The sequence below is a fragment of the Halomonas halodenitrificans DSM 735 genome (genome assembly GCF_000620045.1).
Classification (GTDB): Bacteria; Pseudomonadota; Gammaproteobacteria; order Pseudomonadales; family Halomonadaceae; genus Halomonas; species Halomonas halodenitrificans.
In genome coordinates this window covers 206,048-221,996 of the sequence record NZ_JHVH01000001.1, presented here as the reverse complement: position 1 = coordinate 221,996, position 15,949 = coordinate 206,048, and the positions used below count along the sequence as shown (strand labels likewise).

The window sequence follows — 15,949 nt, the reverse complement described above, 5'->3', positions numbered from 1 at the left end:
GCTCAGGGCTCGAGGAAGGAGAGGTCTTCGTCGCTACGTGCGGTCAGTACCTCGATGCCGGTCTCGGTGACCAGCAGGGTATGTTCCCACTGAGCGGAAAGACTGCGGTCGCGGGTCACGGCGGTCCAGCCATCGCGTAGCACCTTGGTGCGGTAGCCGCCGACGTTGATCATCGGTTCGACGGTCAGGCACATGCCGGGGGCGAGCTCGATATCGGCCTCGGGGGCATAGCCATCATAGTGCAGGACCTGGGGGTCTTCATGGAAGCTGGCGCCGATGCCATGGCCGCAGAAGTCGCGTACCACCGAGTAGCCGTTGGCCTCGGCGTGCTGCTGAATGGCGCGAGCAAGCGCCGAGAGACGCACACCCGGGCGCATCAGCGCCATGCTCTTGTAGAGGCACTCCTGGGTAATGCGGCACAGGCGCTCCCCCTGGATGGTCTCGCCGATCACGAACATCACGCTGGAATCGCCGTGGTAGCCGTCGGCAGTCTTGACGGTGATGTCCAGGTTCATGGTGTCGCCGTTCTTGAGCCGCTTGGCCTCGTCGGGGATGCCGTGACACACCACATGGTTGATCGAGGTGCAGACCGACTTGGGGAAACCATGGTAGTTAAGCGGGGCAGGGGTGGAGCCCAGCTCGTTGACGATAAAGTCGTGGCACAGGCGGTCGATCTCGCCGGTGGAGATGCCGGCCTTGACGTGGGGGGTGATCATCTCGATCACGCGGGCGGCCTGACGACCCGCCTCACGCATCTTTTCGATTTCGTCGGGCGTCTTGATGGGTACGTTCATGGGGTCTCGAATTCTGGGGTGGGGCGTCTATGTACAGGAGCCAGGACGCGTGGACAGCTTCATCTCGGCACCATTCCATGGTATAAAGCTGCGCGCCTTCCTGCAATCGCCTAGCCTTACGGCAGCGACTTCCTGCGATCCTCCGGTTGCGTTGTCGTGTCGGTTGACCGCGGTAGCGAAGGCGTAAATCAGCATAACGCCTTGAAAACACACATGCACCGGCACATGGTCCCGGGTGCTGCGGCGTCTTCGGATGGAGATGCGGCGGTCGGATCCATGGGGTGCATGGAGGCCTAACCCGATATTTCAGGAGTCATCCATGGCACACGTCAATATGCGTGACCTGCTCAAGGCAGGTGCCCACTTCGGTCACCAGACCAAGTACTGGAACCCGAAGATGAGCAAGTTCATCTTCGGCGCCCGCAACAAGATCCACATCATCAACCTCGAGCACACCCTGCCGGCCCTCAACGAGGCCATCGATGTGGTCGAGAAGATGGCGGCGGCCAACAACAAGATCCTGTTCGTTGGCACCAAGCGCAGCGCCAGCAAGATCATCAAGGAAGAGGCCAGCCGTGCCGGCCAGCCGTTCGTCAACCATCGTTGGCTCGGCGGCATGCTGACCAACTACAAGACCATTCGCGTTTCCATCAAGCGTCTGCGTGATCTCGAGGCCATGCACGAGGATGGCACCTTCGAGAAGCTGACCAAGAAGGAAGTGCTGATGGCGACCCGCGAGCAGGACAAGCTCGAGCGCTCCGTGGGTGGTATCAAGGAGATGGGTGGTCTGCCCGACGCCCTGTTCGTGATCGATGTCGACCATGAGCGCATCGCCATCAACGAGGCAAACAAGCTGGGCATCCCGGTCATCGGCGTGGTAGACACCAACTCCAACCCGGATGGTGTCGATTATGTGATCCCCGGCAACGATGACTCCATCCGCGCCATTCAGATCTACGTCAAGTCCGTCGCCGATGCCTGCGCGCGTGCCAAGGAAGGTCGTCCCGACGAGTTCGTCGAGGTGAGCGAAGAGGCCACTGCCCAGGAAAGCGATAGCGCCGCCGAGTGATCGCGGCCCGTCCCGCCGGCGGCTGTACTCGGTCAGCCATGCGGCTGACATCGATGTCGGTGGGACGACAAGGGGGCCACGGCCCCCTTTCTTCTCCCTATTTTCCGGAGTCTCCAGAGAGGAGAGTCCGGTCCACTTCCCGAAAGATTCAGAGGTGACACCCATGGCAGCTATCAGCGCCTCCCAGGTCAAGGAACTGCGCGAGCGTACCGGGCTCGGCATGATGGAGTGCAAGAAGGCCCTCACCGAGACTGGCGGTGACATCGAGCAGGCCATCGACAATCTGCGCAAGAACTCCGGCCTCAAGGCCGCCAAGAAGGCCGACCGCACCGCCGCCGAAGGCGTTGTGGTGACCCGCGTGGCCGATGATGGCGGCTATGGCGTGATGGTCGAGATCAACTCCGAAACCGATTTCGTCGCCCGTGACGATAACTTCACGGCCTTCGCCGCCAAGATCGCCGATGCGTTCTTCGCCGCCAAGAGCGAGGACGTGGCCGCCGTGATGGCCGGTGAGCTGGAAACCGTTCGCGAGCAGCTGGTGCAGAAGATCGGCGAAAATGTCGACGTGCGTCGCAGTGTGGTGATCGAAGCCGGTGCGGACAGCCTGGTCGGCGCGTATGTCCACGGCGGGCGTATCGGTGTGCTCACCGAGATCAAGGGTGGCAATGCCGAGGTGGCCAAGGATGTCGCCATGCACGTCGCCGCCATCAATCCGGCCGTGGCCCGCCCCGAGGACATGCCTCAGGAGCAGCTGGACGCCGAGAAGGCCGTCATCCTGGCGCAGCCCGATATGGCCGGCAAGCCCGAGCAGATCGCCGAGAAGATGGTCCAGGGTCGTCTCAAGAAGTACCTGGCCGAGAACAGCCTGACCGAACAGCCCTTCGTCAAGAACCCGGATCAGTCCGTGGCCGAGTTCGTCAAGGCGGCCGGCGGCGAAGTGATTGGCTTCACCCGCTTCGAAGTCGGTGAGGGCATCGAGAAGGAAGAGGTCGACTTTGCCCAGGAAGTGATGGAACAGGCCAAGCGTAGCTAAGGTCAGAAGTTCCGTTAAGTTGATGGCGTGCGCGCAAGCGCACGCCATCGCGTATCCGGCCGGCCGATCTGGCCGCCCCGTCATGCTACCGAAGATGCCCAGGAGATGTTTCCATGTCCCACGCCGAGCACCTTGAACCGCCCGCCAAACCACGCTCTCAGAAATCGAAGTACAAGCGTATCCTGCTCAAGCTGTCCGGCGAGGCACTGACCGGGGACGCCGAGTTCGGCATTGACCCCAAGGTGCTCGATCGCATGGCGCTGGAGATCGGGCAGCTGGTGGGTATCGGTGTACAGGTGGGGATCGTGGTCGGTGGCGGTAACCTGTTCCGGGGAGCCGCCCTGCACGAGGCCGGCATGGAGCGGGTGACCGGTGATCATATGGGCATGTTGGCCACGGTGATGAATGCCCTGGCCATGCGCGATGCCCTGGAGCGCTCCAATATTCGTTCGCGGGTCATGTCGGCGATTCCCATGAGCGGCGTGGTGGAGCACTATGATCGTCGTACCGCGATTCGTTACCTGACCTCCGGTGATGTGGTGCTGTTCTCCGCGGGCACGGGAAATCCCTTCTTTACCACCGACTCCGCGGCCTGCCTGCGCGGCATCGAGATCGATTCCGATGTGGTGGTCAAGGCCACCAAGGTGGATGGGGTATATGACAAGGACCCGGTCAAGCATTCGGACGCGGTCAAGTATGACCAGCTCAGCTATGACGACGCGCTGGACCAGAAGCTGGGCGTCATGGATTTGACCGCCATCTGCCTGGTGCGGGACCATGACATGCCGGTACGCGTCTTCAACATGAACAAGCCCGGCGCCCTGCTCAATCTGGTGGTGGGCGGCGAGGAAGGTACGCTGATAGATAGAGGCTGATATCGTGATCAATGACATCAAGAAGGACGCAGAGAGCCGCATGAAGAAGAGCGTCGAGGCGCTTCACGGCAATCTGAACAAGATTCGTACCGGGCGGGCCCACTCCAGTATCCTGGATGCGGTAACCGTCGAGTATTACGGCAGCCAGGTTCCCCTGAACCAGGTGGCGAATATCAATACCGAGGACGCGCGTACTCTCTCCGTGGTGCCCTGGGAGCAGAGCATGGTGCCCAAGATCGAGAAGGCCATCATGACGTCCGATCTCGGCCTGAACCCCTCGACCGCCGGCAACAATATCCGTGTGCCGTTGCCCATGCTGACCGAAGAAACCCGCAAGGGCTATATCAAGCAGGCGCGCCACGAGGCCGAGAACTCCCGGGTGGCGGTACGTAACGTGCGTCGCGATGCCAACGGGGATATCAAGGCCCTGCTCAAGGAGAAGGAAATCAGCGAGGACGAGCAGCGCCAGGCAGAAGAGGCGATCCAGAAGCTGACCGACAAGCAGATCGCCGAGATCGACAAGACGCTGGAGTCCAAGGAACGCGACCTGATGCAGGTCTGAGGACATCCGCCCGGCCCGCTCGCGGCCGGGCGTGGCGACACACTCAAAGCGAGACCCCATGACGTCAACGCTTCCCCCCAGCGCCGGCTCCGATGCCGGCGCTTCCAGCGCCTCCGGGGCCGGTCTGCCGCGCCACGTGGCGATCATCATGGATGGCAACAATCGCTGGGCCAAGGCTCGCGGCATCTCCGGCGTGCGCGGCCATCACGCCGGCGTCGAGGCGGTGCGGGCCACCATTCGGCGCGCCGCCGAGCGCGGCGTCGAGACACTGACGCTCTTCGCCTTTTCCAGCGAGAACTGGAAGCGGCCCAGGGCGGAGGTGCGTGCGCTGATGGAGCTGTTCCTGCTGGCGCTCAAGCGCGAGGTCAACAAGCTCCATGCCAACGGCATCCGCTTGAGCGTAGTCGGCGATCGAAGCGGCTTCTCCGAGGCGATTCAGACGCATATTGCCCGTGCCGAGGCGAAGACGCGCGCCAATACTCGTCTGCACCTGGTGATCGCCGCCAACTATGGCGGTCAGTGGGACCTGGCACGAGCGGCGCGCCGCCTGGGTGAGCGGGTCGCCGCCGGGGAAATGGCTCCGGATGCCATCGACGAGGCGGCCTTTGCCTCCGAGCTGTACCTGGCCGGCGTGGCGCCGGTGGACCTGTGCATCCGTACCAGCGGAGAGCAGCGTATCTCGAATTTCGTGCTCTGGGAGCTGGCCTACGCCGAGTTGTACTTCACACAGTGCCTGTGGCCTGATTTCGACGCCGATGCCTTCGATGCCGCGCTGGAAGACTTCCGGCGCCGCAAGCGGCGCTTCGGCATGACCGATGACCAGATCGACGAGGCTCAGGGTGCTTAAACAGCGCATTATCACCGCCGCCTGGCTGGCGCCGCTGATGCTGGCCGGGCTGTTCGGCCTGTCAGGCAATGCCTTCGCCGGCTTTACCGCCGCCATTGTGCTGCTGGGTGGCTGGGAGTGGACCAACCTGGCGGGCATCGCCGGGCGAACCCGGCGCCTGGGACTGGTCGGCGTCCTCGCCCTGGCCATGGCGCTGCTGTGGGGTGGTGGCGCCACCCAGGCCGCCTGGCCGCTGTGGCTGGGCCTGGTCGGCTGGGCACTCAACCTCTACTGGGTCATCCATTACCCGGATCGGCTCGGCCAGTGGTCCACGACTCCGCGGCGTCTGGTCATGGGAGTGTGGGTGCTGCTGCCGGCCTGGGTGGGCCTCAACGTACTGCGTGAGGTCGGTGGTATCTGGCTGCTGTTCGTGCTGCTGCTGGTGTGGAGTGCCGATATCGGGGCCTACTTCGCCGGCCGCACCTTCGGGCGACGCAAGCTGGCGCCTCGCGTCAGCCCCGGCAAGAGCTGGGAAGGTGTGCTGGGCGGCACGGCCGCCACGCTGTTCCTGGCCCTGGTGTTCGCCTTCGGCCAGGGCCTGTCTCCCGTGGAGGCCGTCCTGCTGGTGCTGACCACCCTGGCGGTGACGCTGGTGTCGGTGCTGGGAGACCTGCTCGAGAGCATGCTCAAGCGCCACCGAGGCATCAAGGATTCCAGCGGCCTGCTGCCCGGTCACGGTGGCGTGCTCGACCGTATCGACAGCCTGACCGCGGCCTTGCCGCTGTTTGCCCTGCTTGCCCCGGGAGTGATCTAGATGGATGGAAGTCCCGTCGTCCCGCGTTGCCAGGGGGTTACCGTGCTGGGGGCGACCGGGTCCATCGGTACCAGTACCCTGGATGTGATCGAGCGCCACCCGGAACGCTATCGGGTCCACGCCCTGACCGCCCATCGCTCTCGTGAATCGCTGCTGGCGCTATGTCGGCGACACCGACCTGCTGTGGCGGTGCTCGAGCACGAGAGGGATGCCGGCTGGTTGCGTGAGCGTCTCGCCGAGGAAGGCGTCGCCACCGAGGTGCGCAGCGGCGCCGAGGCGCTGGTGGAAGCCGCCGAAGCGGCCGAGGCCGACGTGGTGATGTCGGCCATCGTCGGTGCCGCGGGCCTGTTGCCGACGCTGGCCGCGGTGCGGGCCGGCAAGCGGGTGCTGCTGGCCAACAAGGAGGCCCTGGTGATGTCCGGGGCGCTGTTCATGGAGGCGGTGGCACGCCATGGGGCGACACTATTACCCATCGACTCTGAACATAACGCCATCTATCAGTGTCTACCCGTGGAGCATCGTGGCGGGCTGGCTCGTCACGGGGTGACCCAGTTGTTGCTTACCGCCTCCGGCGGCCCCTTCCGAGGCTGGTCGGCCGACGCACTGAGCGGCGTCACGCCGTCCCAGGCCTGTGCCCACCCCAACTGGAGCATGGGACAGAAGATCTCGGTGGATAGTGCCACCCTGATGAACAAGGGGCTCGAGCTGATCGAGGCGTGCTGGCTGTTCGATGCCAGCCCCGACCAGGTGCAGGTGGTGGTGCACCCCCAGAGCGTGATCCACTCCATGGCCGCCTATAACGATGGCTCGGTGATCGCACAGCTCGGCAACCCCGACATGCGCACGCCCATTGCCTATGGCCTGGCCTGGCCCGAGCGTATCGATGCCGGCGTGCAGTCACTGGACTTGTTTGCCGTGGCGCGCCTGGACTTCGAGCCGCCCGATGAGGCCGCCTTTCCCTGCCTGCGCCTGGCCCGGGAGGCTATGGCCGAGGGGGGAACGGCGCCGGCGGTGCTCAATGCCGCCAATGAGGTGGCGGTGGCGGCCTTTCTGGCCGGGAAGCTGCCCTTTACCGGTATTGCCGAACTGGTGGCGAGGGTACGCGATGCCCAGCCGGTGCATCCGGCCACCGAGCTCGAGGCGGTCCTGGCGGCCGACGCCCAGGCGCGGCGTGCCGCCGAGCGACGCCTGGCAAGTTTATGAGACAAGAGCGTTTATTCAGGCCATCGATGATGTCAGGAGGAGAATGACTTGGGCGTGATCCAGAATATCCTGGCCGTGATCGTGGTACTGGGCCTGCTGATTACCTTTCACGAGTTCGGCCACTTCTGGGTGGCACGGCGCTGTGGTGTGAAGGTACTGCGTTTCTCGGTGGGCTTCGGCACGCCGATATGGTCGCGGCGTGACCGTCACGGCACCGAATACGCCATCGCCGCTATCCCCCTGGGGGGGTACGTCAAGATGCTCGACGAGCGTGAGGGTGCGGTGGCCCATGAAGAACGCGACCGCGCCTTCAACCGCAAGAGTGTCTGGCAGCGCATCGCCATCGTGGCCGCCGGCCCGTTGGCCAACTTCCTGCTCGCCCTGGTGGCCTACTGGGCGCTGTTCGTTGCCGGTACCACCACGGTGGCGCCGGTGATCGGAGAGGTGGCCCCGGGCTCGCCTGCCGAGCAGGGTGGGTTGAGAGTCGACCATGAAATCACCGCCGTTCAGGGCGAGGCGGTACGTTCCTGGGAAGAGATCAACCTCAAGCTGGTGGCGGCCATCGGCGAGCCCGAGGCGCTTTCCATTGCCACCCGTCCGAATGCCACCGCCGAGCCGCGTGAGCACCGAGTGCCGGTAGACAACTGGCTGGTGCGTCAGGATCCGCCCCGGCCGTTGGCCACGCTCGGAGTCGCGCCCTGGCGGCCGTCGATGCCGGCAATACTCGGCCAGGTCGTGGAGGGTGAGGCCGCAGCGGTCGGGGGGCTCGAGGCGGGAGACGAGATTCTACGAGTGGATGGTGAGGCCCTGAATGGTTGGCGGCACTTCGTTGAAATCGTGCGCGCCAGTCCGGGGCAGCCGCTCGAGCTCGGAGTGAGCCGGGATGGCCGACAGCTGTCGCTGACCGTTACGCCGCGCAGTCGTGAGCAGGAAGAGGGCGTTAGCATCGGCTATGTCGGTGCGGGGGTCGCGCCGGTGGAGTGGCCCGAAGAGTATCGTCGTGAGGTTCGCTATGGGCCGGTTGCGGCGGTCGGTGAGGCATTCGCGCGCACTGGCGAGATGGTCGCCCTGACCTTCGGTGCGGTGCGCAAGATGCTGGTAGGGTTGATTTCACCCTCCAACCTCTCGGGGCCGATCACCATCGCCCAGATCTCCGGCGATTCGGCGCGTGCCGGTCTGGAGAGCTTCATCAGCTTCATGGCTTATCTGTCCATCAGTCTGGGCGTGCTCAACTTGCTGCCCATTCCGGTGCTGGATGGCGGCCACCTGCTCTACTATGCCGTGGAGGTGGTACGCGGCAGGCCGGTCTCGGAGCGTACCCAGGCCATCGGCCTGCGCATCGGGCTGGCGCTGGTGGGCAGCCTGATGCTGATGGCAATCTATTTCGATCTGATGCGGCTCTGGTAGGCACTTTCCCGCCTTGTCAGTAGACTGCACAAATGTATAAGGTGCCTGTCTGGACAGGATTGGCAGATCAACGCGAGCGAATCGACTGCATGAAAATCAAGACCATCGGACTGGCGGCGCTGCTGCTCGCCGGGGCCAGCGTGGCCCAGGCGGAACCTTTCAACGTTGCCGACATTCGGGTAGAGGGCCTGCAGCGCATCTCTGCCGCTTCCGTCTTCAACGCCTTTCCTGTGACGGCTCGCGATCGTGTCGACGAGCGTGAACTTGCCGAGGCCGCTCGCGAGCTCTTCGCCACCGGGCTGTTCGAGGATGTCAGGCTGGCCCGGGAAGGGGATGACCTGATTATCCAGGTGGTGGAGCGTCCTACCATCAGTCGCCTCAATATCGAGGGCAACCGCCAGCTCGAGGATGGTCAGCTGCGCCAGGGGCTGCGTGAGGCCGGCCTCGACGAGGGGCAGGTGCTGCAGCTCTCGACGCTGGAGGAGATCGAGCGTGAACTCGAGGGCGTCTATCAGGCCCAGGGCCGCTACAGTGCCGATATCGAGACCAGCGTCCGCGAGATCGACGAGGGGCGCGTTCAGGTCGATATCGAGATCGATGAAGGCGCGGTGGCCAAGATCCGCCAGATCAGTATCGTCGGCAATCGCGCCTTCGATGATGAGACCCTGCGCGAGGTATTCGAGCTCAATGATCGCCCCGGGCGCATCTTCGGCTGGTTCTCCAAGGACGAGTATTCGCGAGAGGCGCTGGCCGGTGACCTCGAGCGTCTGCGCTCGTTCTACCTGGATCGCGGTTACGTCAACTTCAATGTCGAGTCGACCCAGGTCTCGATCAGTCCCGACAAGTCAGAGATCTTCGTCACCATCAACGTCGACGAGGGTGCCGAGTATCGCCTCGGCGATGTACGCTTCGTGGGGGATCTGACGATCAGCGAGCGCGAAGCGCGTGAGCTGCTGGAGGTTACTCCCGGCGAGACCTTCTCGCGCAGCGACGTTACTGCCTCTACCGAGGCCCTGCGCGCTCGCCTGGGTGCCGATGGCTTTGCCTTCGCCAGCGTCGATGGCATACCCGAGACCGGCGCCGACGGCGAGACCGTCGACCTGGTGTTCAGGGTCGACCCGGGGCGGCGTGCCTATGTGCGGCGCATCGAGTTCGTCGGTAACACCACCACCATGGACGAGGTGCTGCGCCGCGAGATGACCCAGATGGAGGGTGCGCCGGCTTCCACCGAGGCGATCAGCCAGTCACAGCAGCGCCTCGAGCGCCTGGGGTTCTTCAAGCAGGTCGAGGTCGAGACCCAGCCGGTGACCGGTGAGCCCGACAAGCTCGACGTTACCTACAGCGTCGAGGAGCAGCCTTCCGGCTCCATTTCCGCCAGCATCGGCTTCTCCCAGAGTGCCGGCGTGATCTACGGCGTGGGCCTCTCCCAGAGCAATTTCCTGGGCACCGGCAACCGGGTGAATATCGGCGCCCAGCGTAGTGATACCTACACCAGCCTCAACTTCGGCTTTACCGACCCCTACTGGACCATGGACGGGATCTCCCGAGGGTATAACCTCTACTATCGCGAGTCCGACTACGAGGACTCCGATATCTCGACCTATTCCACCGATGCCTATGGGGCGGGAATCAACTTCGGTTATCCCATCAACGAGATCACTCGCCTGAATTTCGGTACCGCGATAGAAGACCTGACCATCAAGACCTACAGCGATACGGCGTCCGAGATCAAGCGCTACGAGGAGGACCAGGGAAGCGATGCCCAGTCCCTGAAGCTGACCGCGAGCTGGACGCGCAACAACCTCAACCGCGGCATCATGCCCACCGACGGCAGCTATCAGCGCCTGTCGCTGGAGACCGCGGTACCGGGTAGCGATGCGGAATATGCCAAGCTGCGCGCCCAGGCCCGCCAGCTCTATGCGCTGAATGATAACCATGACTGGGCGCTGAAGTTCAGCGGCGAGCTGGGCTATGCCGACACCCTGGGCGGAGACGATCCCTATCCGTTCTACGAGAACTTCTACGCCGGCGGGCTGGGCTCGGTGCGTGGCTTCACCAGCAACACCCTGGGCCAGCCCACCACGCCGTCGGGTAACTCCACCCGCGACCGTACCCTGGGGGGTAACGTGCTGGTGCAGGGCAGCGCCGAGCTGATCTTCCCGACCCCCTTCGTGGGCGATCAGCGGTCGGTACAGAGCTCGCTGTTCGTGGATGGTGGCAATACCTTCCTGACCGACTGCTACCCCGTGGAAGATGGTCTCAGCTCCAACTGCAGTTCGGGGGTCGACTTTGGCGACCTGCGCTACAGCGTCGGCCTGGGACTCTCCTGGCTGACCCCGGTGGGCCCCTTGACCTTCAGCGTGGCCGAACCGCTCAATGACGAGAGTGGCGACGACACCCAGTTCTTCCAGTTCTCCCTCGGCCAGAGCTTCTGACCGGGCGCCGATACGTTTTTTACCCTGGCCGCCATCGGCGGCCCCAACAGGAGTCCTACCATGCGCAAGTTGACCGTTGCCTTCACCCTGCTGCTGCTCTCCGCCATTGCCCTGCCGGCGCTGGCCGCCGACGTGGCCGTGCTGGACTGGCGCCGTGCGCTGATGGAAACCAATGTAGCCCAGCGCTCCATGAGCGACCTGGAGAACCGTGTCGGCAGTCAGCAGCAGCAGGCTCAGGCCCTCGAGCAGGAGCTCAACCAGCTGCAGCAGCGTGCCGACAGCCTCAGCGACAGCGAGCGCCAGCAGGCCAACCAGAAGGTCGCCGAGCTCAATCGCCTGATGGGCGAGGTCATGCAGGCACGCCAGGAGTCCGAGCAGGCCCTGTTGCAGCGCGCCGAGCCCAAGCTGCAGCAAGCGGTGGACCAGATCATCGCTCGCCACAGCATTCAGGTCCTGGTGGAGCCTCAGGCAGTGCTGCATGCCGAAAGTGACCTGCAGAACGTCACCGCCGAGGTGACCGAGATCCTCAACAGCATGCTGTAACCGCCGGGACCCCTTGCCATGACGCGACGCGCTACCCCCAAGATGACCCTGGGTGACCTGGCCGAGCAGCTGGGTGCCCGCCTGGTGGGTGATGCCCATCGCCAGGTCCATGGTCTGGCGACGCTCAATGCGGCCGAGCCCGGCGAGGTGGCCTTCCTGGCCAACCGCGCCTATCTCAAGGACCTCCCTGGAACACATGCCGGTGCCGTGTTGCTGCACCCGCAGCATGCCGAAAGCTGCCCGGTGGACCGACTCGAGCTCGACAATCCCTACCTGGGCTATGCCGCGGCATCGCGGCTGTTCGACCCGTTGGCGGGCCATGAGCCGGCCGGCATTCACCCTTCGGCAGTGGTTGACCCCACGGCGACGCTGGGCGCGCGGGTCGAGGTCGGGCCCCAGGCGGTGGTCGAGGCCGGGGCTTGCCTGGGCGATGACGTCAGCGTCGGTGCCGGCTCGGTCGTCGGAGCCGATACTATCATCGGCGACGGTACGCGCCTGCATGCCAACGTCACCGTTTATCATGGCGTGGTGATCGGCCGCCGGGCCATCCTGCACAGTGGCTGTGTGGTGGGCGCCGATGGCTTCGGCTTCGCCCATGATGGCAGCCGCTGGCACAAGATTGCCCAGCTGGGCGGTGTGGTGCTGGGCAATGACGTCGAGGTGGGTAGCGGCTCGAGCATCGATCGCGGTGCGCTGGGCGATACCCTGATCGGCGATGACGTCAAGATCGACAGCCAGGTGCAGATCGCCCACAACGTGCAGATCGGCGAGCATAGCGCCCTGGCCGGCTGCGTGGGGATCGCGGGCTCCACCAGGGTGGGGCGCCACTGCATGCTGGGTGGCGGTGTAGGGCTGGCCGGCCACCTGACCCTCTGCGATGGGGTGCAGATCACCGGCATGAGCCTGGTCACCAACTCGATCCACGAGCCCGGGGTCTACTCCTCGGGGACCGGCGCCATGCGCAACGCCCAGTGGCGCAAGAATGCGGTACGTTTCAAGCACCTGGATGATATGGCCAAGCGCCTCGCCCGTCTCGAGAAGAGGCATGGCACTTGAGGGCCCCGAGAGGGGCGCTATAATCCCCGCCTGACCGGCATGATCGCCGGCTCACGCCTGTCGAGACGACAGGCACTCCGAGACTTCAGAGGTTGTAACGATGGTAATGGACATCAACGAGATCCGTGAGTATCTGCCCCACCGGTATCCTTTCCTGCTGGTGGACCGGGTCACCGAACTGGCCCTGGGCGAGACCATCGTTGCCTACAAGCATGTCAGCATCAATGAACCTTTCTTCAATGGCCATTTTCCCCATCATCCCATCATGCCCGGGGTGCTGGTGATCGAGGCGCTGGCTCAGGCCTGTGGCATCCTCGGCTTCAAGACCGTCAACAAGCTACCCGCCGATGGCTACGTTTACTACCTGGTCGGCAGCGACAACGTACGCTTCAAGCGCCCGGTAATGCCCGGAGACCGACTCGACCTGCGCGCCGATGTGGTGCGCGAGAAGCGCGGGATCTGGAAATTTGCCTGCAAGGCCAGCGTGGAAGGCGAGCTGGCCTGTGAGGCCGAGATCATCTGCGCCGAGAGGAAGGTCGCTTGATTCATCCCACCGCCCTTATCGACCCCGCCGCACGGCTGGCCGACGATGTCGAGGTCGGCCCCTTCACCGTGGTCGGGCCCGATGTGACGATCGGCCCGGGATCGCGAATCGGCCCCCACGTGGTGATCAAGGGGCCGACGGTGCTCGGTGCCCGCACGCGCATCTTCCAGTTTGCCTCGGTGGGCGAGGACTGCCAGGACAAGAAGTATGGCGGTGAGCCGACCCGGCTGGTGATGGGCGATGACAATGTGGTTCGAGAGGGCGTGACCCTGCACCGTGGCACCGTTCAGGACCGCGGCGAGACGACCATCGGCTCGCGCAACCTGTTTATGGCCTATGTTCACGTGGGCCACGACTGCGTGATCGGCAGCGACTGCATCCTGGCCAACCAGGTGACCCTGGCGGGCCACGTCAAGATGGGCGACTTCGCGATCCTCGGCGGCCTCACGGCGGTCCACCAGTTCTGTCACTTCGGTACCCATGCCATGGCCGGAGGCGGCTCCATCATCACCAAGGACACCCCCGCCTACGTGATGCTCAGCGGCAACCCGGCCCAGGTGCATGGGCTCAACCTGGTGGGCCTCAAGCGTCGCGGCTTCTCCCGGGATGCCCTCAAGGCGCTGGGTGAGGCCTACAAGCTGGTCTATCGCCAGGGACTCACCGTGGAGCAGGCACTGATCGAGATTCGCGGCCGCTTCCAGTACCCCGAGACCGAGGCCTTCGCCGCATCCATCGAGGTCTCGACCCGCGGCATCATCCGCTGATCATGCCCGGCGACGAAGGGACCGTGCGGCGCGTCTATCTGGTGGCCGGCGAGCTTTCCGGTGACATCCTCGGTGCCGGTCTGATGCGCGCCCTCAAGGCGCGTCACCCCGGCGTCGAGTTCCGTGGCATCGGCGGGCCTCGCATGATCGCCGAGGGCATCGACAGCCGTTATCCCCTGGAGACCCTGTCGGTCATGGGCCTGGTCGAGGTGCTCAAGCACCTGCCCAGGCTGCTCGGCGTGCGTCGCGAGCTGCGGCGCGATGCCTTGCGCTGGCGGCCCGATATCATGATCGGCATCGACGCCCCCGACTTCAATCTCGGCCTGGAGCGCCAGCTGCGGGAGTCGGGACTGACGACCGCCCACTACGTCAGCCCCTCCGTATGGGCCTGGCGCCAGGGGCGGGTCAAGGGCATCGCCCGTTCCGTCGACGCCATGCTGACCTTTCTACCCTTCGAGGCCGCCTTCTATGCCCGGCATCGCGTCCCCGTGGCCTTCGTCGGCCACCCGCTGGCCGATGAGCTTCCCCTCGAGAATGACCGCCCCGCGGCCCGGGCGGCGCTGGGCCTGACTGGCGATGCCCCGGTGCTTGCCGTGCTGCCCGGCTCCCGGGCCGGTGAGATCCGCTTTATCGGCGATACCTTCCTCGCCGCCGCCGAGCGCCTGTGCACCGCACGCCCCGAGTTGCGGGTGGTGATCCCGGCGGCTACCCCGGAGCGTCGCGGCGAGCTCGAGGCGTTGCTCGCCGGCTATCCCGCCCTGGCCGAGCGCGTGACCCTGCTCGACGGGCGGGCCCGGGATGCCATGGTGGCCGCCGATGCGGTGCTGCTCGCCTCTGGTACCGCCGCCCTGGAGGCGATGCTCTGTCACCGCACCATGCTGGTGGCCTACCGCATGGCGACGGCGACCCATTGGCTGGCCAAGAAACTGGTCAAGACCGAATGGATCTCGTTGCCTAACCTGATTGCCCGGGAAGGTCTGGTGCCGGAATTGATTCAGGAAGCGGCGAGCGCCGAGGCGATCGCCGCTCGGCTCGGCGAGATGTTCGATGATGCCTCGGGTCGTGAGGCGCTGGAGGCACGCTTCGCCACCATGCATGCCGGCCTGCAGCGCGATGCCAGCCGCCGCGCCGCGGAGGCCATCGAGGCACTGGTGGCGGGACGTTCGCTGCCGGCAAGCGTAACCCCCGAGCACGGCGAGGAGGTGGCGTCTTGACCCGGACGAAGGCGACGAGTGCCAGGCCCACACGTGACCTGCCACCGCTGGTGGTTGATTACCGCGGGGAGCGTCTGGCCGGTGTTGACGAGGTCGGGCGAGGCCCCCTGGTAGGCAGCGTCGTGGCCGCGGCGGCGATTCTCGACCCGGCGCGACCCATCGACGGGCTCAACGATTCCAAGGCGCTGACGGCGAAGCGCCGTGAGGCGCTGGACGTCGAGATTCGCGAGAAGACCCTGGCCTTTGCCGTCGCCGAGGCCTCTGCCGCCGAGGTAGACGCGCTCAATATCTTTCACGCCACTCATCTGGCCATGTGCCGCGCCATCGATGCCCTGACCCCGGCGGCCGAGTATCTGCTGGTGGACGGCAATCGCCTGCCCGGGCATCATGTGCCGGGTCAGGCGGTGGTCAAGGGCGACGCCCGCCATCCGGCCATCGCGGCGGCGTCGATACTCGCCAAGGTGGCTCGTGACGCCCAGATGCTGGCGCTTGATGCCCGCCACCCAGACTATGGCTTTGCCCGCCACAAGGGCTATCCGACCCGTGAGCATCTGGCCGCCCTGGAGCGCCTGGGGCCGTTGCCTGAACACCGCCGCTCCTTTGGTCCGGTCAAGCGCCAGCTGGCGCTGTTCTAGGCTTTTCAAGCAACACCACGAGAGGCGCCGGCAGCAGGTCGTAGAGGAGGTCCTATGCCATGGATGGCATCGGTAGCGCCCAGGGAGGGGTTCACAGCGCCTCCTCATCGACCTGCTGCCGGGATTAGCCTCGAGCTTCCTGTATTGACTATTCACCGCCAAGCCCGAGCCCCCT

At 64.9% G+C, this 15,949-nt stretch carries 16 protein-coding genes; 15 read left to right on the top strand and 1 reads right to left on the bottom strand.

Features of this window, described 5'->3' with window-relative positions; genetic code table 11:
• Nucleotides 1–2: 2 nt before the first annotated feature.
• Nucleotides 3–794: a type I methionyl aminopeptidase gene (gene map, locus Q358_RS0101060; RefSeq protein ID WP_027960339.1), complete on the bottom strand. Its 792-nt coding sequence runs from the start codon at nt 792–794 to the stop codon at nt 3–5.
• Between the two features lie 319 nt (nt 795–1,113).
• On the opposite strand from map, the gene rpsB reads away from it, so the two are divergent.
• The 15 genes from rpsB (at nt 1,114) to rnhB (ending at nt 15,774) form a co-directional block, all read left to right on the top strand.
• Nucleotides 1,114–1,863, top strand: coding sequence for a 30S ribosomal protein S2 (rpsB, locus tag Q358_RS0101055; RefSeq protein WP_027960338.1), 750 nt, complete (start codon nt 1,114–1,116; stop codon nt 1,861–1,863).
• 163 nt (nt 1,864–2,026) lie between these two features.
• On the top strand, nt 2,027–2,896 hold the full coding sequence (tsf, locus tag Q358_RS0101050; protein WP_027960337.1) for a translation elongation factor Ts: 870 nt from the start codon (nt 2,027–2,029) through the stop codon (nt 2,894–2,896).
• Nucleotides 2,897–3,009: 113 nt separating this feature from the next.
• A complete protein-coding gene (gene pyrH, locus Q358_RS0101045; RefSeq protein WP_027960336.1) occupies nt 3,010–3,771 on the top strand; it encodes a UMP kinase in 762 nt (253 codons plus the stop codon).
• A 4-nt stretch (nt 3,772–3,775) separates the two neighbouring features.
• Nucleotides 3,776–4,333, top strand: coding sequence for a ribosome recycling factor (frr, locus tag Q358_RS0101040; protein WP_027960335.1), 558 nt, complete (start codon nt 3,776–3,778; stop codon nt 4,331–4,333).
• Between the two features lie 58 nt (nt 4,334–4,391).
• Complete coding sequence (gene uppS, locus Q358_RS0101035) at nt 4,392–5,180, top strand: polyprenyl diphosphate synthase (protein WP_027960334.1); 789 nt, start codon at nt 4,392–4,394, stop codon at nt 5,178–5,180.
• Nucleotides 5,173–5,973, top strand: a complete 801-nt coding sequence (locus tag Q358_RS0101030; protein WP_027960333.1) for a phosphatidate cytidylyltransferase — start codon at nt 5,173–5,175, stop codon at nt 5,971–5,973. Before uppS ends, Q358_RS0101030 begins: the two co-directional genes overlap by 8 nt.
• Nucleotides 5,974–7,176 carry a 1-deoxy-D-xylulose-5-phosphate reductoisomerase gene (ispC, locus tag Q358_RS0101025; protein WP_027960332.1) on the top strand — a complete coding sequence of 401 codons (1,203 nt, stop codon included), beginning with the start codon at nt 5,974–5,976 and terminating at the stop codon, nt 7,174–7,176.
• 48 nt (nt 7,177–7,224) lie between these two features.
• Entirely contained in the window at nt 7,225–8,583 is a 1,359-nt protein-coding gene (gene rseP, locus Q358_RS0101020) for an RIP metalloprotease RseP (protein WP_027960331.1), read from the top strand.
• 89 nt (nt 8,584–8,672) lie between these two features.
• Nucleotides 8,673–11,018, top strand: a complete 2,346-nt coding sequence (gene bamA, locus Q358_RS0101015; RefSeq protein ID WP_245598246.1) for an outer membrane protein assembly factor BamA — start codon at nt 8,673–8,675, stop codon at nt 11,016–11,018.
• A 60-nt stretch (nt 11,019–11,078) separates the two neighbouring features.
• Entirely contained in the window at nt 11,079–11,561 is a 483-nt protein-coding gene (locus Q358_RS0101010; protein WP_027960329.1) for an OmpH/Skp family outer membrane protein, read from the top strand.
• A gap of 18 nt (nt 11,562–11,579) precedes the next feature.
• Nucleotides 11,580–12,617 carry a UDP-3-O-(3-hydroxymyristoyl)glucosamine N-acyltransferase gene (gene lpxD / locus Q358_RS0101005; protein ID WP_027960328.1) on the top strand — a complete coding sequence of 346 codons (1,038 nt, stop codon included), beginning with the start codon at nt 11,580–11,582 and terminating at the stop codon, nt 12,615–12,617.
• Between the two features lie 100 nt (nt 12,618–12,717).
• Nucleotides 12,718–13,161 carry a 3-hydroxyacyl-ACP dehydratase FabZ gene (gene fabZ, locus Q358_RS0101000; protein ID WP_027960327.1) on the top strand — a complete coding sequence of 148 codons (444 nt, stop codon included), beginning with the start codon at nt 12,718–12,720 and terminating at the stop codon, nt 13,159–13,161.
• Nucleotides 13,158–13,925: an acyl-ACP--UDP-N-acetylglucosamine O-acyltransferase gene (lpxA, locus tag Q358_RS0100995; protein WP_027960326.1), complete on the top strand. Its 768-nt coding sequence runs from the start codon at nt 13,158–13,160 to the stop codon at nt 13,923–13,925. Before fabZ ends, lpxA begins: the two co-directional genes overlap by 4 nt.
• 2 nt (nt 13,926–13,927) lie before the next feature.
• Nucleotides 13,928–15,139, top strand: coding sequence for a lipid-A-disaccharide synthase (gene lpxB / locus Q358_RS0100990; protein WP_043487442.1), 1,212 nt, complete (start codon nt 13,928–13,930; stop codon nt 15,137–15,139).
• The gene (gene rnhB, locus Q358_RS0100985) at nt 15,136–15,774 is read left to right on the top strand and encodes a ribonuclease HII (RefSeq protein WP_043487440.1); all 639 of its coding nucleotides are present in this window, start codon (nt 15,136–15,138) and stop codon (nt 15,772–15,774) included. The genes lpxB and rnhB overlap by 4 nt, the downstream gene beginning before the upstream one ends.
• Nucleotides 15,775–15,949: the final 175 nt, after the last annotated feature.

Excerpts from the sequence above, each read along its gene's own strand:
- map (WP_027960339.1), bottom strand. The coding sequence starts at position 794 with ATGAACGTACCCATCAAGACGCCCGACGAAATCGAAAAGATGCGTGAG.
- rpsB (WP_027960338.1), top strand. The coding sequence starts at position 1,114 with ATGGCACACGTCAATATGCGTGACCTGCTCAAGGCAGGTGCCCACTTC.
- tsf (WP_027960337.1), top strand. The coding sequence starts at position 2,027 with ATGGCAGCTATCAGCGCCTCCCAGGTCAAGGAACTGCGCGAGCGTACC.
- pyrH (WP_027960336.1), top strand. The coding sequence starts at position 3,010 with ATGTCCCACGCCGAGCACCTTGAACCGCCCGCCAAACCACGCTCTCAG.
- uppS (WP_027960334.1), top strand. The coding sequence starts at position 4,392 with ATGACGTCAACGCTTCCCCCCAGCGCCGGCTCCGATGCCGGCGCTTCC.
- ispC (WP_027960332.1), top strand. The coding sequence starts at position 5,974 with ATGGATGGAAGTCCCGTCGTCCCGCGTTGCCAGGGGGTTACCGTGCTG.
- bamA (WP_245598246.1), top strand. The coding sequence starts at position 8,673 with ATGAAAATCAAGACCATCGGACTGGCGGCGCTGCTGCTCGCCGGGGCC.
- Q358_RS0101010 (WP_027960329.1), top strand. The coding sequence starts at position 11,079 with ATGCGCAAGTTGACCGTTGCCTTCACCCTGCTGCTGCTCTCCGCCATT.
- lpxD (WP_027960328.1), top strand. The coding sequence starts at position 11,580 with ATGACGCGACGCGCTACCCCCAAGATGACCCTGGGTGACCTGGCCGAG.
- fabZ (WP_027960327.1), top strand. The coding sequence starts at position 12,718 with ATGGTAATGGACATCAACGAGATCCGTGAGTATCTGCCCCACCGGTAT.
- lpxB (WP_043487442.1), top strand. The coding sequence starts at position 13,928 with ATGCCCGGCGACGAAGGGACCGTGCGGCGCGTCTATCTGGTGGCCGGC.